Origin of the sequence: Chryseobacillus diguaensis (genome assembly GCF_049220665.1) — a bacterium.
Lineage (GTDB): Bacteria > Bacillota > Bacilli > Bacillales > Bacillaceae > Metabacillus_B.
Window position 1 is genome coordinate 354,910 of record NZ_JBMKNV010000001.1, and the last position, 14,936, is coordinate 369,845.

Below are 14,936 nucleotides of genomic sequence, written 5' to 3' on the forward strand. Positions count from 1 at the left end.
TACCTAGTCTTAAGAGTTCGGTAGGTGTGAGCTGCACATGAAGAGAAATAAAAAAGACCGGCAGGCTTTGCTGAAAGATACAATATTGGCAACTCCTTTTATTACGGATGAAGAATTAGCGGAAAAATTCCAGGTCAGTATCCAGACCATCCGGCTGGATCGCCTTGAATTATCGATTCCTGAACTGAGAGAACGCATTAAACATGTGGCAGAGGCTTCTCTTGAAGATGAAGTGCGGTCACTGCCATTAGAAGAAGTTATTGGGGATATTATTGATCTGGAACTTGATCATTCGGCCATTTCCATTTTAGAAATTAAAAAAGAGCATGTCTTCAGCAGAAACCAGATTGCCAGAGGGCATCATTTATTTGCTCAGGCAAACTCTCTTGCAGTAGCGGTTATAGATGATCAGCTTGCACTTACTGCCAAGGCAAACATTGTTTTTGCAAGTCAGGTAAAGGAATCAGAGCGGGTTGTAGCAAAAGCAAAAGTAAAGAGTGTGGACCGCGAAAAAGGACGAACAATTGTAGAAGTAAAAAGCTATGTTGGAAATGAACTTGTTTTTTCCGGTGAGTTTGAAATGTACCGCTCATAAATTCAGTTTTCTTCACATTAAATAGAACGTAACCTACGAATGAAAAAGGATGAGACTGTTCATGAATATCGCAATAGATGCAATGGGCGGAGATCACGCCCCGAAATCCATAGTCGAAGGTACAATGAAGGCAGTGGAAGCTTTTTCTGACCTCGAGATATCCTTAATTGGCAAAGAAGAAGAAATCAGAAGCTATTTAACAAAAAATAAACGCATTAGCATCATACATACAGATACAGTAATTGAAGCAACAGATGAGCCTGTTCGGGCAGTCCGCAGAAAAAAAGATGCCTCCATGGTGATCATGGCTAATGAAGTGAAGGACGGACGGGCAGAAGCCTGCATTTCAGCAGGCAATACGGGCGCCCTTATGACAGCAGGTCTCTTGATTGTCGGGCGGATTGAAGGAATAGAACGCCCTGCTTTGTCCCCTACACTTCCCACAATGGATGGAAAAGGATTCCTTCTTCTTGATGTGGGAGCGAATGTAGATGCAAAACCTGAGCACTTGCTTCAGTATGGCATTATGGGGTCCGTTTATGCAGAAAAAGTAAGAAGCATAGATTCTCCGCGAATTGGCCTCTTAAATATTGGAACGGAAGAGAAAAAAGGGAACGAGCTTGCAAAACAGGCGTTTGAACTTCTGAAAAACTCCGGGCTGAATTTTGCAGGAAACGTGGAAGCAAGAGATTTGCTTGAGGGAGTGGCAGATGTTGTTGTAACAGACGGCTTCAGCGGTAATATTGCCTTAAAGACAATAGAAGGAACAGCCTTATCTGTTTTTGGCATGCTGAAATCTGCATTAACAAGCAGTCTGAAATCCAAGCTTGCCGCTGCCGTGTTAAAGCCTCAGCTGAAAGAAATAAAACAGCAGATGGATTATTCTGAATATGGCGGAGCTGGTTTGTTCGGATTAAAAGCTCCAGTAGTAAAAGCGCACGGATCTTCTGATGCAAATGCTATTTTTAATGCGATTCGCCAAACAAGGGAAATGGTACAGAAAAATGTACCAGAAACCATTCTTAAAACGATAGAACAGCAGAAAGAACAAAAAGATCAAATATAGATGGGAGAATAGAAAAATGGAAAAAATAGCTTTTCTTTTTCCCGGCCAGGGATCTCAAACAGTTGGAATGGGCAGTGATGTATACGAAAACTCTGCAGCTTCCAAGGAAATTATGGATAAGGCGAATGAAACGCTGAATATTGACCTGAAATCACTAATGTTTAACGGGCCTCAAGAAGAACTGACTTTAACTTATAATGCTCAGCCAGCGCTTCTAACTGTCAGTATCGCACTCCTTAGGACTCTTGAAGCTTCAGGGATCAAACCAGACTATGTAGCTGGACACAGTCTTGGAGAGTATTCGGCATTAGTAGCAGCAAATGTTCTGTCTTTTGAAGATGGCGTTTATGCTGTCAGAAAACGCGGAGAATTTATGGAAGAAGCCGTTCCTGCTGGTGTCGGTGCAATGGCTGCCATCATGGGGATGGAAGCATCAGCTCTTGAGGAAGTGACAAAAGAAATTACGGATCAAGGAAATTCAGTTCAGCTTGCCAACTTAAATTGCCCAGGTCAGATTGTCATTTCAGGTACAGCAAAGGGCGTTGAACTGGCTTCAGCACTCGCAAAAGAAAAAGGTGCAAAAAGAGCAATTCAGCTTAATGTAAGCGGCCCTTTCCACTCAGAGCTCATGAAACCCGCCGCTGAAAAGCTCGGCAATGTGCTGGATGGATGCAAAGTAAGTGATGCTTCTGTCCCTGTTATCAGCAATGTATCCGGAAAACCGGTTCAAGATGCGGATGACATTAAGAATAAGCTGATTGAACAGCTGTATTCCCCGGTAAGATGGGAAGAGTCAATCAGAACCCTGCTTGATGAAGGTGTAACTGTCTTCGTTGAAATCGGGCCAGGCAAAGTTCTCTCAGGTCTAGTGAAAAAAATTGACCGGAGCTCCAAAACGATTGCTGTATCAGATATGGAATCCGTTACTGCTGCAGTAACAGAACTTAAGGGGGAGTAAACAATGCTGGAAGAAAAAATTGCCTTAGTCACAGGAGCTTCAAGAGGAATAGGCCGTGCTATAGCGCTTGATCTAGCTGCAAACGGAGCGAAAGTAGCTGTTAACTATGCTGGAAGCGAAGGAAAAGCAAAAGCCGTAGTGGAGGAAATCACAGCTGCAGGAGGAGAAGCGTTTGCCCTGCAGGCAGATGTTTCAGATTCAGGTTCTGTCACCAAAATGATAAAAGAAGTATTGGATCGGTATGGCAGGATTGATATTCTTGTCAACAACGCCGGCATCACCCGTGATAATTTGTTAATGCGCATGAAGGAAGAAGAATGGGATGATGTAGTAAATACCAATCTTAAAGGTGTTTTTCTCTGCACTAAAGCTGTTACAAGGCAGATGATGAAGCAGCGCACTGGGAGAATTATTAATATAGCGTCAATTGTCGGAGTGAGCGGAAATCCTGGGCAGGCCAATTATGTTGCAGCTAAAGCCGGGGTGATCGGTTTAACAAAATCAACTGCAAAAGAGCTTGCCTCAAGAAACATTACAGTAAATGCTGTAGCACCGGGTTTCATTACAACAGACATGACGGATAAACTGGAAGATTCCATGAAAGAAGATATGCTGAAGCAAATCCCGCTTGCGAAACTCGGAGAGCCAACTGATGTGGCTCATCTTGTCACATTTCTTGCTTCAGAAAAAAGCCGCTATATGACAGGCCAGACTTTTCATGTAGACGGCGGCATGGTCATGTAAAAAGCTTATGTAAAATCTTTAAACGAGAACTGGTTTTTTTATGTAAGATCATCTATAATACTCTGAGGGGAGGTGAATTGCTATGGCAGACGTACTAGAACGTGTGACTAAGATCGTTATTGATCGTCTTGGAGTAGAAGAATCTCAAGTGAAACCTGAGGCATCATTTAAAGATGATCTTGGCGCAGATTCCCTTGATGTAGTTGAACTTGTTATGGAACTTGAAGACGAATTCGATATGGAAATTTCTGATGAAGATGCAGAAAAGATCGCAACAGTCGGTGACGCTGTTAACTACATACAAAGCCAACAATAATGGCCATTTGAAGTCCCGTATTTTCTGCGGGGCTTTATCCCTTTATAAACACCATATAAATAGAGACTAGCTTGTGCTGTGCAGATGATGGAGGTTGTTATGCAAAAGCATACAAACAATTTTAAAGAGAGAAGAGCTTTTATGAAAAAAGCAGAGGAATTTAAGCAGTTTCAGAAGCAGATGGACATTATATTTAACAATGAAAAACTGCTTCATCAAGCATTTACACATTCATCCTATGTGAATGAGCATCGGAAAAAGCCTTATGAGGATAACGAAAGGCTTGAATTTTTAGGAGACGCAGTCCTAGAATTGACCGTATCCCAATATTTGTATGCGAAATACCCGACAATGAGCGAAGGGGATCTCACAAAGCTGCGGGCAGCGATTGTGTGCGAGCCGTCATTGGTCTCTTTTGCCAATGAACTTGCCTTCGGGAATTATATTTTATTGGGAAAAGGTGAAGAAATGACGGGCGGCCGTGCAAGACCTGCACTTTTGGCTGACGTCTTTGAAGCTTTCATCGGTGCCTTGTATCTTGATCAAGGTCTTCAGCCTGTAGTCTCCTTTTTGGAAAAAGCTGTTTTTCCAAAAATCATTGGAGGTGCTTTTTCTCATGTGATGGATTTTAAAAGCCAGCTGCAGGAGCTTGTTCAAAGGGATGGCAGAGGACCTCTGGAATATAAGATTCTTCAGGAGAAAGGTCCTGCGCACTCAAGAGAATTTGTAGCCACTGTTTCCTTGCATGGAAGCGTGCTTGGAACCGGCATGGGACGATCGAAAAAAGAGGCAGAGCAGCATGCAGCACAAGAAGCATTAACAGAGCTTCAGCCCAAATAGTCCATTGTAGAAAGCTGATTTCCTAAGGTGCGGACAAGCCCTGGAATCAGCTTTTTTTTACAAAATGAAAACAATGCACCCTTAGCGTCGTACTGCTTTTTTCAAGAAGTTATTTCCAGGGTAGCCTTTTTCTTAAGGCTATGTTAATGAATGGAGTTGTGTTTTGAGCACCTGTTGATTGGAACGGATACTGGAGACTTCCTCGGGAGTGCGAGTGAAGGGAGACCTATGCAGGAGCCTTGCTGTGAGGAGGCTTCCGAACCGCCCGCGGAAAGCGTACGCCTGCCAGCTGCAATCAACAGACAAATTTAACAGAGCCTTTCTTAAAGATCCAAGATGTATCCTTGTTCTGAAATCATCTTGGTGAAAAAGCAAGAAAGTTTTAGGAAAGAGCCTAAATGATTCAGATAATATGTCGGCTATAACAGACAGTGACTTTTGTTGATTATTAGGCTTTGCAAGAAGCCGGGAAACAGTTTGTGAAAGAAAGCCGGCTATACATAAAAATGTGATAAAATATGTACGAATTTATAGAAAGTTAGGAGGATCACGATGTTCCTCAAACGTCTTGACATCTTAGGGTTTAAATCATTCGCAGAGCGGGTGAGTGTTGATTTTGTTAAAGGAGTTACTGCAGTAGTAGGGCCGAATGGCAGCGGGAAAAGCAATATTACCGATGCTGTCAGGTGGGTACTGGGAGAACAGTCTGCAAAATCCCTGCGCGGGGCTAAAATGGAAGATATTATTTTTGCAGGAAGTGACTCCAGAAAAGGGCTTAATATAGCTGAAGTAACATTGACTTTAGATAACGAAGATCATTTCCTGCCGATTGACTATCATGAAGTCAGTGTAACCCGCAGAGTCTACCGATCAGGTGACAGTGAATTTTTAATTAACAATCAATCCTGCCGATTAAAGGATATCATAGATTTGTTTCTTGATTCAGGGCTTGGCAAGGAAGCGTTCTCTATTATCAGCCAAGGAAAAGTGGAAGAAATTCTGAGCAGCAAGCCTGAAGAGAGAAGGAGCATCTTTGAAGAAGCGGCAGGAGTTTTAAAATACAAAAACCGCAAGAAAAAAGCAGAATCCAAGCTAACGGAAACTCAGGATAATTTAAATCGGGTACAGGATATCATCCATGAACTGGAGGGACAAGTGGAACCGCTCCAAATTCAAGCTTCCATCGCAAAGGATTATCTTGAGAAAAAGGAAGAGCTTGAGCAAATTGAAGTAGCCCTTACGGTTTATGAAATAGAAGAACTTCATAAGAAGTGGAAGACGCTTTCTGAAAGCGTAGAAAAAGGAAAAGAGAAAGAGCTTGAACTTGCTGAAGGATTGCATGAAAGAGAAACAAAAATCGATGAAACGAGAAACAGGCTCAGTGCGCTCGATGAGTCCGTTGATGATCTGCAGCAGGTCCTGCTTCTAGCAAGCGAAGAGCTGGAAAAGCTTGAAGGCCGAAAAGAGGTATTAAAAGAGCGAAAGAAAAATGCCCAGCAAAACAGAGAACAGCTGGAAAAGCTGATTATAGAACTGACTCAAAAAATAGAGCTGCAGAAAAAGGAAAAAGCAGAGCTTGAAAAGCAGCTTTTTGAATTAAACCAAGTTGTAAAGAGCCTTAAAAAACAGCTGAAAGAAAATCAGACTGCTTTAGAGGGGCATGAAAGCAACCTTGAAGAGGAAATTGAGAGGCTTAAAAGCGAATATTTTGAGCTTTTGAACAGCCAGACGGCAGCTAAAAATGAGATAAGCTATATTAATGATCAGCTGCTTCAGCAGTCGAAGCGAAACGGCAGAATGGAAGACTCGAACAATAAGTATCTTTTAGAAAGAAAGCGTCTCGAAGAACAAAAAATGAAGCTTAATGCAAAGCATTCCTTAATAGAACAGCAACTATCACAATATATAGCAGCTTTCAGAGAGCTTCAGGCTAAACTTGAAAACAATCAGAATTTATACCGCAAAAGAGAGTCAGCTCTCTATCAGGCGTACCAGTATCTGCAGCAGGCTAAGGCAAGAAAAGAAATGCTTGAGGCCATGCAGGGAGATTATGCTGGCTTCTTCCAGGGTGTAAAGGAGATATTAAAAGCCAGGAACAAAATAGAAGGCATTCACGGTGCCATTGCAGAGCTGCTCTCTACAGATAAAAAATACGAGACAGCCATAGAAATTTCATTAGGTGCTGCAGCTCAGCATATTGTGGTGGAAGATGAACTCTCTGCCAGAAATGCGATTGGATTCTTAAAAAAGAATTCATTCGGCCGTGCAACATTTCTTCCTCTTACCGTAATAAAAAATAGAAAACTGTCAAATTCTGACTTGAAATTAATAGAAAACCACGAGGCGTTCGTTGGAATAGCGGCTGATCTTGCAAGGTTTGATGCAAAATATGGGAATGTCATCAGTAATCTATTAGGTACCGTTTTGGTGACGAAAGATTTAAAGGGTGCAAATGAGCTTGCACGGATATTAAACTACCGCTGCCGCCTTGTTACCCTTGAAGGGGACGTAGTCAATGCTGGTGGCTCGATGACCGGCGGAGCAACGAAACAAAAAAACAATTCCCTTATCGGACGAAACAGGGAGCTTGAAACAGCGCAGCATCAGCTTACAGAAATAGAGCAAAAAACGGCAGAGCTTGAAAAGAATGTTAAAAAACTGAAGGAAACTGTAACAAGTCAGGAAAAGCAGCTGGAAGAAATGCGCCAGAATGGAGAAAAGCTGCGCACTGAAGAAAATGCAGCCAGAAATGAACGGAAGGAATTGGATTGGAACGAAAAAACCGTTAATAACCATCTGGCTATCTACGATTCAGAGAAATCAGCTTTTGAAGAAGAAACAGCGCAAATGGATAAAAGAAAGAATGAGCTTCTTTTTGTTATTGAAGAGACAAAGGGAGCGCTTCAAATGCTTGATGAGCAGATTAAAAGCAAAGCAGAGCTTAAAACAACCCAGCAAAGTTCAAAAGATGAGCTGCAGCAGGCTATTACGGAAAATAAAGTGGTTCTGGCAAGCAAGCAGCAATCTCTTGAAAATCAAACTGAAAAAATGGAAAGAATGAAGAAAGAACTCGAAGATAACACATACAAGCTGAAAGAAACAAAAGAGGATCTTTCCTTCCTGGTGAATGAAGTAACAAGCAATTCCTCCGGTGAAGAACAGCTGGAAGCAGCATCCTTGCAAAAGCAGCAGGATAAGCAAAAAACAATTGAGCTGATTTCAGAAAGGCGCAAACAGCGACTGGAGTGCCATGAATCTCTTGAAGAGCTAGAGCAGAATCTAAAAGAAATGAAACGGATTCATAAACAGAGGGCAGACTGGCTTAAGGATGAAGAAGTGAAGCTCAACAGGCTCGACGTAGAGCTCGATAACAGGCTGAATCATTTAAGAGAGGAATACTTGCTTTCATTTGAAGGGGCAAAAGAAAAATTTGAACTTGCCATACCATCTGATGAAGCAAGGAAAAAAGTAAAGCTGATTAAGCTTGCTATAGAAGAACTTGGCACCGTAAATCTTGGTGCGATTGATGAATATGAGAGGGTTTCCGAGAGGTTTCATTTTCTTACAGAGCAGCAGAATGATCTGCTTGAGGCGAAAAATACCCTTTATCAGGTGATTGATGAAATGGATGAAGAAATGAAACGCAGATTCATTACTTCGTTTAATCAAATCCGTTCTCATTTTGAATCGGTATTCCAGGCACTATTTGGAGGCGGCCGGGCTGAGCTCAGACTGACACATCCCGAAGATCTTTTGAATACCGGAGTAGATATTGTCGCCCAGCCTCCGGGAAAAAAGCTTCAAAACCTTGGACTTCTATCTGGAGGAGAAAGAGCGCTGACAGCTATCGCCCTTTTGTTTTCAATTCTGAAAGTAAGACCTGTTCCTTTTTGTATTCTTGATGAAGTGGAAGCAGCACTGGATGAAGCAAACGTTCACCGTTTTGCCCAGTATTTAAAGCAATTCAGCAAAGAAACCCAGTTTATTGTCATTACACACAGAAAAGGAACAATGGAAGAGGCGGATGTTTTGTATGGCGTAACCATGCAGGAATCAGGTGTTTCGAAACTTGTTTCTGTGAGACTTGAAGAAACAAAGGAAATCATTAACGCATAAACAGAAAGGAAGAGCCGAATGAGCTTTTTTAAAAAGTTAAAAGAAAGTATCACGAAACAGACAGATTCTGTGTCTTCTAAGTTCAGAGATGGCTTAACGAAAACAAGAACGAATTTTTCTGAAAGGGTTAATGATCTTGTTTCAAGGTACAGAAAGGTCGATGAAGATTTTTTCGAAGAGCTCGAGGAAGTGCTCATTGGTGCAGATGTTGGTTTTGACACAGTTATGCAGCTAATTGATGAACTGAAAAATGAAGTGAAACGGAAAAACATTCAGGATCCAATTGAGGTCAGAGATGTCATCAGCGAAAAGCTGGTTGAAATTTATGAGGCTGGACACGAGGATTCATCAAAGCTTGATCTGGAAGAGAACCGTTTAAATGTTATTTTGTTTGTCGGCGTTAACGGGGTAGGAAAAACAACAACTATTGGTAAGCTTGCTCATAAGCTGAACAGTGAAGGAAAAAAGGTTCTGCTTGCAGCGGGAGACACATTCAGAGCAGGGGCTATCGAACAGCTTGAGGTATGGGGAGAAAGGGCAGGCGCAGATGTTATTAAGCATTCCGCAGGTTCAGATCCTGCTGCTGTGATGTTTGATGCTGTACAGTCTGCCAAGGCTAGAGGTGTGGATGTCCTCCTTTGCGACACGGCAGGAAGGCTGCAGAATAAGGTTAATCTGATGAAAGAGCTTGAAAAAGTCAAAAGGGTAATCGAGCGTGAAGTGCCCGGTGCTCCTCAAGAAGTCCTTCTTGTCCTAGATGCCACAACAGGACAGAATGCCATGAGCCAGGCCAAGCAATTTTCAAATGTCACAAATGTTACCGGCATTGTGCTTACTAAGCTTGACGGTACAGCTAAAGGAGGAATTGTCCTTGCAATCAGAAATGAGCTGAAGCTCCCGGTTAAGCTTGTGGGACTGGGTGAAAAAATGGATGATTTGCAGGCGTTTGATGCTGAACAATATGTGTATGGACTGTTTGCGGACCTGGTTGAAGAAGCATAAACAGTCATTTTTCGGTCTTTTATGAGCAGCATTTGAATGATAAATTAGACCTTCAGGCTATGTTAAGAAAAAAACTTGACATTATATTTTTCAACGGGTACACTATGAACTTGTAAAGGCAATTCACTTAACAAAGGGGAGAATGCCGTGATTCTTGAAAAAACAACGAGAATGAACTATCTGTTTGATTTTTATCAGTCGTTGTTAACCCCGAAGCAAAAGAGCTATATGTCTTTCTATTATTTAGATGACTATTCCCTCGGTGAAATTGCTGAAGAATACAACATTAGCCGACAGGCTGTCTATGATAACATCAAACGGACAGAGGCGATGCTGGAACAATATGAGCAGAAGCTTCTATTACTTCAGAAATTTCAGGAGCGCACAGTTCTAATAGAAAAGCTTAAGGCACAGGCAGATACAACTGATCAAAAAGACCAGCTGCTGACTTTGCTTGAAGCGCTTGAGCAATTGGATTAGGGAGGCGATTGTGTATGGCATTTGAAGGATTGGCCGACCGACTGCAGAATACTATTTCCAAAATTCGCGGCAAGGGTAAAGTAAACGAAGCTGATGTAAAAGAAATGATGCGGGACGTTCGCCTTGCGCTTCTTGAGGCTGATGTTAACTTCAAAGTTGTGAAGGATTTTGTGAAACGTGTCAGCGAACGGGCAGTAGGCCAAGAGGTTATGAAGAGCCTTACCCCAGGACAACAGGTCATTAAAGTTGTAAAAGAAGAACTGACTGAGCTTATGGGCGGTGAACAAAGCCAGATCGCAGTTTCCAAAAGACCTCCAACTGTCATTATGATGGTGGGTCTTCAAGGTGCGGGTAAAACAACAACGACTGGGAAACTTGCCAACCTGCTTAGAAAAAAACATAACCGCAAACCTCTGCTTGTGGCAGCAGATATTTACCGGCCGGCAGCTATTCAGCAGCTGGAGACACTTGGCAAACAATTGAGCATGCCTGTGTTTTCACTTGGGGATAAGGTCAGCCCTGTAGAGATCGCGAAACAGGCAATTGAACATGCCAAAGAAGAACATCATGACTATGTTCTGATTGATACGGCAGGACGGCTTCATATTGATGAACAGCTGATGGATGAATTAAAGCAGATAAAAGAGCTTACAAACCCTGATGAAATTTTCCTCGTTGTAGATTCAATGACAGGTCAGGATGCTGTTAATGTGGCTCAAAGCTTTAATGAACAGCTTGGTCTTACAGGGGCAGTACTGACTAAACTTGATGGCGATACCCGCGGCGGTGCAGCCCTTTCTATCCGGGCAGTTACCAATACGCCTGTTAAATTTGTCGGCCTTGGGGAAAAGCTTGATGCATTGGAGCCTTTTCATCCCGAAAGGATGGCCTCAAGGATCCTTGGCATGGGTGACGTGCTTACTCTAATTGAGAAGGCCCAGGCCAATGTAGATGAAGACAAGGCGAAAGAACTTGAACAAAAAATGCGGACGATGAATTTCACTTTTGACGATTTTTTAGAGCAGCTTGGACAAGTTCGAAGCATGGGTCCTTTGGACGAACTTCTGGGCATGTTTCCTGGTGCCGGAAAAATGAAGGGTCTGAAAAATGTACAGGTTGATGAGAAGCAGATCAGTCATGTAGAAGCCATCATTCGTTCTATGACAAAGGCTGAGAAAGAAAGTCCTGAAATCATTAACGCTAATAGAAGAAAAAGGATTGCCAAAGGCAGCGGTACAACTGTGCCTGAAGTAAACCGGCTGCTCAAGCAGTTTGAAGACATGAAAAAAATGATGAAGCAGATGACAAACATGTCTAAGGGCAAGAAAAAAGGGGCTATGAAATTCCCGTTTATGTAAGACTTTTTGCTCTGTTAAGAAAAAACACTTTACAAACACATATAACATTGATAATATACTATCTTGTGAACTATTTTCGGAGGTGCTTTAAATGGCAGTTAAAATTCGCTTAAAACGTATGGGAGCTAAAAAATCTCCTTTCTATCGTATTGTTGTTGCAGATTCCCGTTCTCCACGTGACGGGCGTTTCATTGAAACAGTTGGTACTTACAATCCAGTAGCACAGCCTGCTGAAGTTAAGATCGACGAAGAGCTTGCTCTTAAATGGCTTCAAAACGGCGCTAAACCATCTGACACAGTACGTAACCTTTTCTCTAACGAAGGAATCATGGAAAAATTCCACGTTGCGAAAAACACGAAGTAAGAACAATGGAAAACATTCAGAAGTTAATCGAGACGATTGTAAAAGCCCTTGTTGATCATCCTGACAAAGTGCGCGTAACAGCAGAAGATCGTGATCACCAGATTGCTTATCAGCTGTCTGTTCACGAGAACGATATCGGGAAAGTAATCGGCAAACAGGGAAGGGTTGCGAAAGCAATCAGAACTGTTGTGTATGCAGCAGGAACACAGTCACCAAAGCGAATATTGCTTGAAATAAACGATTAACTTGAAAAAGGGCGGGGGAAACCTCCCCTTTTTTTCATAGGCTAAAAACCCGTTTGAAAGAATATCATCTCTTTTTCTTGGATACGATGGAAAGAACTGCTGTTATTTGCAGGTAATTTTCTGGAAAGTAGAAGTGCTTTTGAAAGAAAACATGTTAAAATGGCAATAGCTGTTTTTAAGTAAAGTCTGTTTTTGCAAAGATTGTTGCTATTCGTATGGTCTTAGAACAGGTATAAAGATTAGCTTCGAGGCATCTTTTCTTAAAATTCACAAAGGTATTCTTGCTTAATATTCATTTAAATGCATGAAAAAACAACTGCGTTTAAGAAAAGAGCCTAAGTAAAATATGCCTCTGCAATGGATAGAATTTTCATTCTTATAAAAAATGCAGCACATAGTTCAAAAAGGCTTTGGAAAAGGAAAGGGTGGCGGGCCTTTGAAAATAATACAGCATGTCACTGTTAAACAAGTTTTGACCGAAAAAAGCAAACAAACGCTTCTCGATAGCTTCTCAGAAAAAATGGAACAGGCAAAAAGAGAATGTGATCAGCTTACTTTTCAATTAAAGAAGCTCGAGAAAACCAATATCAGCAATGAAATGCGGCAGCAGTATAAAAAAGAAATTGAAAAACGAAAAGATAAGCTTAAGATACTAGGCTTTCAAATAGAACAGGTACATACTTTGCCGCTTGGCAGCGAATTAAAAGAGAAAGAGGTTCAAGCTCTGCTGGAGGTCAATGTTGGCGATGATTGGAGCGACTTTCTTGAGGAAAGAACAATTATTGTAACGGATGGTTTTGTTACTGAAATACGCTGAGGTGAAATGAATGGCAGAAAAATGGTTCAACGTAGGAAAAATTGTGAACACTCATGGTGTAAAAGGTGAGGTAAGAGTCGTCTCGATTACTGACTTTGCTGAAGAACGGTATAAAAAAGGAAACAAGCTGTATATTTTCAAAGAAAAATCTTCTGAACCGATGGAAGTGACCATTGCTTCTCACAGATCCCATAAATCGTTTGATCTCCTTACCTTTGAAGGATTTACGAATATCAATCAAGTGGAACCGCTTAAAGGATCAGTTGTTAAAATACCTGATTCTCAGCTTGGAAACTTAGAGGAAGATGAATTTTATTTCCACGAGATTATTGGGTGCAAGGTAGAAACAGCAGAGGGAGAAGAGATTGGAACAGTAAAAGAAATTTTAACTCCTGGTGCTAATGATGTTTGGGTTGTTCAAAGAAGCAGAAAAAAAGACGTTTTGATTCCCTACATTGAACAAATTGTAAATGAGGTTGATATCAAAGCGAAGAAGATTGTGATTTCTCCGATGGAAGGACTATTAGAGGAATGAAAATAGATTTTCTCACGTTATTTCCAGAAATGTTCAGCGGGGTGCTGGGATCCTCCATTTTGAAAAAGGCCCAGGAGAAGAATGCGGTTGATTTCCGGGTAATAAATTTTCGGGAATATGCGGAAGGAAAGCATCAGACTGTGGATGATTATCCCTATGGCGGGGGAGCGGGTATGGTTTTAAAACCTCAGCCGGTCTTTGATGCTGTAGAAGATATCGAGAAAAATGCAGCGTGCAAACCAAAAATAATCCTTGTATGTCCTCAAGGTGAGAGATACTCCCAAAAAAAGGCTGAGGAACTTGCACAGGCAGAGCACCTGGTCTTTATCAGCGGCCATTACGAAGGGTATGATGAGCGGATTCGTGAACACCTTGTAACAGATGAGATTTCCATTGGAGATTTTGTCCTTACAGGCGGTGAACTTGCTTCCATGGTAATTGCGGACAGCGTTGTCAGACTCTTGCCTGGTGTGCTGGGGAACGAAGACTCTCCTGTTCAGGATTCTTTCAGTTCAGGTCTCCTTGAACATCCCCACTACACACGTCCTGCTAATTTCAGAGGAATGGGAGTGCCTGAAACCCTTCTATCCGGCAATCATAAGCTGATCGATGAGTGGAGAATGAAAGAGTCACTCAGAAGAACGTATGCAAGGCGTCCAGATCTCTTAGATCATTATGAACTGAACAAGGATCAAGTAAAATGGCTTGACGAAATTAAAAAAGAAGAAGAGTAGCTATTGCAGTAGCCAACCGGTTATGGTATGATGTCTCTTGTGGCTTGCAGGTTAGTGGTTTTGCCCAATTTGCAGTCCGTTTAAAACGATGTTCCGCTGCATAAAAAATATGTAATGAGCATCTGTTGGAAGGAGTTGAAAACGATGCAAAAATTAATCGAAGATATCACAAAAGAACAGCTAAGAAGCGATCTTCCTTCTTTCCGTCCTGGTGATACTGTCCGTCTTCACGTTAAAGTTGTTGAGGGTACTCGTGAACGTGTTCAGGTATACGAAGGTGTTGTGATTAAGCGTCGTGGTGGTGGAATCAGCGAAACATTCACAGTCCGTAAAGTTTCTTACGGCGTTGGAGTTGAGCGTGCATTCCCTGTGCATACACCAAAAATTGCGAAGCTGGAAGTAATCCGCCGCGGTAAAGTACGCCGTGCGAAGCTTTATTACTTGCGCGAGCTACGTGGTAAAAAAGCACGTATTAAAGAAATCCGATAAAAGCAGAAAAGAGCTTGTTATCTTAACAAGCTCTTTTTTATAGGCTCTTTTTCGGAATGAAGCTGAAATTTTACAAAAGGCTGTTTTCGCATAGATTGCCGCTATTAGCAAATGCCTTTATCACGCATTTTGTCTTGCTTCGTGGCATCTTTTCTTAAAATTCGCAAGTGCATCCTTGCTCTATAATCACTTAAATGGATGAAAAAACAACAAAGTTTAAGAAAAGAGCCTTAAGAAAAGAGCCTTATAAAAAGAATCATGAAAATATTCGATATGG

The 14,936-nt window shown here is 41.7% G+C and carries 16 protein-coding genes; all 16 read left to right on the forward strand.

Annotated elements, in window-relative coordinates; genetic code table 11:
• Positions 1-37 precede the first annotated feature (37 nt).
• The 16 genes from fapR to rplS all read left to right on the forward strand — a co-directional run bounded on the left by fapR (position 38) and on the right by rplS (position 14,659).
• Entirely contained in the window at positions 38-595 is a 558-nt protein-coding gene (gene fapR / locus ACOT8F_RS01750; RefSeq protein ID WP_421649824.1) for a transcription factor FapR, read from the forward strand.
• A gap of 61 nt (positions 596-656) precedes the next feature.
• Entirely contained in the window at positions 657-1,661 is a 1,005-nt protein-coding gene (gene plsX, locus ACOT8F_RS01755; protein ID WP_421649825.1) for a phosphate acyltransferase PlsX, read from the forward strand.
• A 16-nt stretch (positions 1,662-1,677) separates the two neighbouring features.
• The gene (gene fabD / locus ACOT8F_RS01760; RefSeq protein ID WP_421649826.1) at positions 1,678-2,619 is read left to right on the forward strand and encodes an ACP S-malonyltransferase; all 942 of its coding nucleotides are present in this window, start codon (positions 1,678-1,680) and stop codon (positions 2,617-2,619) included.
• A 3-nt stretch (positions 2,620-2,622) separates the two neighbouring features.
• Complete coding sequence (gene fabG / locus ACOT8F_RS01765) at positions 2,623-3,363, forward strand: 3-oxoacyl-[acyl-carrier-protein] reductase (protein WP_421649827.1); 741 nt, start codon at positions 2,623-2,625, stop codon at positions 3,361-3,363.
• Between the two features lie 82 nt (positions 3,364-3,445).
• Positions 3,446-3,679, forward strand: a complete 234-nt coding sequence (locus ACOT8F_RS01770; protein ID WP_421649828.1) for an acyl carrier protein — start codon at positions 3,446-3,448, stop codon at positions 3,677-3,679.
• A 99-nt stretch (positions 3,680-3,778) separates the two neighbouring features.
• Positions 3,779-4,519, forward strand: a complete 741-nt coding sequence (gene rnc, locus ACOT8F_RS01775; protein WP_421649829.1) for a ribonuclease III — start codon at positions 3,779-3,781, stop codon at positions 4,517-4,519.
• Positions 4,520-5,071: 552 nt separating this feature from the next.
• The gene (gene smc, locus ACOT8F_RS01780; RefSeq protein WP_421649830.1) at positions 5,072-8,635 is read left to right on the forward strand and encodes a chromosome segregation protein SMC; all 3,564 of its coding nucleotides are present in this window, start codon (positions 5,072-5,074) and stop codon (positions 8,633-8,635) included.
• A gap of 18 nt (positions 8,636-8,653) precedes the next feature.
• Positions 8,654-9,637 carry a signal recognition particle-docking protein FtsY gene (gene ftsY / locus ACOT8F_RS01785; protein ID WP_421649831.1) on the forward strand — a complete coding sequence of 328 codons (984 nt, stop codon included), beginning with the start codon at positions 8,654-8,656 and terminating at the stop codon, positions 9,635-9,637.
• A gap of 147 nt (positions 9,638-9,784) precedes the next feature.
• A complete protein-coding gene (locus ACOT8F_RS01790; protein WP_421649832.1) occupies positions 9,785-10,117 on the forward strand; it encodes a putative DNA-binding protein in 333 nt (110 codons plus the stop codon).
• Positions 10,118-10,131: 14 nt separating this feature from the next.
• Positions 10,132-11,475, forward strand: coding sequence for a signal recognition particle protein (gene ffh, locus ACOT8F_RS01795; protein WP_421649833.1), 1,344 nt, complete (start codon positions 10,132-10,134; stop codon positions 11,473-11,475).
• 91 nt (positions 11,476-11,566) lie between these two features.
• Complete coding sequence (gene rpsP, locus ACOT8F_RS01800) at positions 11,567-11,839, forward strand: 30S ribosomal protein S16 (protein ID WP_421649834.1); 273 nt, start codon at positions 11,567-11,569, stop codon at positions 11,837-11,839.
• Between the two features lie 14 nt (positions 11,840-11,853).
• Positions 11,854-12,084: a KH domain-containing protein gene (locus tag ACOT8F_RS01805; RefSeq protein WP_421650029.1), complete on the forward strand. Its 231-nt coding sequence runs from the start codon at positions 11,854-11,856 to the stop codon at positions 12,082-12,084.
• Positions 12,085-12,520: 436 nt separating this feature from the next.
• Complete coding sequence (locus tag ACOT8F_RS01810; protein WP_421649835.1) at positions 12,521-12,901, forward strand: YlqD family protein; 381 nt, start codon at positions 12,521-12,523, stop codon at positions 12,899-12,901.
• A 10-nt stretch (positions 12,902-12,911) separates the two neighbouring features.
• Positions 12,912-13,436, forward strand: coding sequence for a ribosome maturation factor RimM (gene rimM, locus ACOT8F_RS01815; protein WP_421649836.1), 525 nt, complete (start codon positions 12,912-12,914; stop codon positions 13,434-13,436).
• Positions 13,433-14,170: a tRNA (guanosine(37)-N1)-methyltransferase TrmD gene (gene trmD, locus ACOT8F_RS01820; protein WP_421649837.1), complete on the forward strand. Its 738-nt coding sequence runs from the start codon at positions 13,433-13,435 to the stop codon at positions 14,168-14,170. The genes rimM and trmD overlap by 4 nt, the downstream gene beginning before the upstream one ends.
• A 144-nt stretch (positions 14,171-14,314) precedes the next feature.
• Entirely contained in the window at positions 14,315-14,659 is a 345-nt protein-coding gene (rplS, locus tag ACOT8F_RS01825) for a 50S ribosomal protein L19 (RefSeq protein WP_421650030.1), read from the forward strand.
• Positions 14,660-14,936: the final 277 nt, after the last annotated feature.

Excerpts from the sequence above, each read along its gene's own strand:
- plsX (WP_421649825.1), top strand. The coding sequence starts at position 657 with ATGAATATCGCAATAGATGCAATGGGCGGAGATCACGCCCCGAAATCC.
- smc (WP_421649830.1), top strand. The coding sequence starts at position 5,072 with ATGTTCCTCAAACGTCTTGACATCTTAGGGTTTAAATCATTCGCAGAG.
- ffh (WP_421649833.1), top strand. The coding sequence starts at position 10,132 with ATGGCATTTGAAGGATTGGCCGACCGACTGCAGAATACTATTTCCAAA.
- ftsY (WP_421649831.1), top strand. The coding sequence starts at position 8,654 with ATGAGCTTTTTTAAAAAGTTAAAAGAAAGTATCACGAAACAGACAGAT.
- ACOT8F_RS01770 (WP_421649828.1), top strand. The coding sequence starts at position 3,446 with ATGGCAGACGTACTAGAACGTGTGACTAAGATCGTTATTGATCGTCTT.
- rimM (WP_421649836.1), top strand. The coding sequence starts at position 12,912 with ATGGCAGAAAAATGGTTCAACGTAGGAAAAATTGTGAACACTCATGGT.
- fabD (WP_421649826.1), top strand. The coding sequence starts at position 1,678 with ATGGAAAAAATAGCTTTTCTTTTTCCCGGCCAGGGATCTCAAACAGTT.
- fapR (WP_421649824.1), top strand. The coding sequence starts at position 38 with ATGAAGAGAAATAAAAAAGACCGGCAGGCTTTGCTGAAAGATACAATA.
- rplS (WP_421650030.1), top strand. The coding sequence starts at position 14,315 with ATGCAAAAATTAATCGAAGATATCACAAAAGAACAGCTAAGAAGCGAT.
- fabG (WP_421649827.1), top strand. The coding sequence starts at position 2,623 with ATGCTGGAAGAAAAAATTGCCTTAGTCACAGGAGCTTCAAGAGGAATA.
- rnc (WP_421649829.1), top strand. The coding sequence starts at position 3,779 with ATGCAAAAGCATACAAACAATTTTAAAGAGAGAAGAGCTTTTATGAAA.
- rpsP (WP_421649834.1), top strand. The coding sequence starts at position 11,567 with ATGGCAGTTAAAATTCGCTTAAAACGTATGGGAGCTAAAAAATCTCCT.
- trmD (WP_421649837.1), top strand. The coding sequence starts at position 13,433 with ATGAAAATAGATTTTCTCACGTTATTTCCAGAAATGTTCAGCGGGGTG.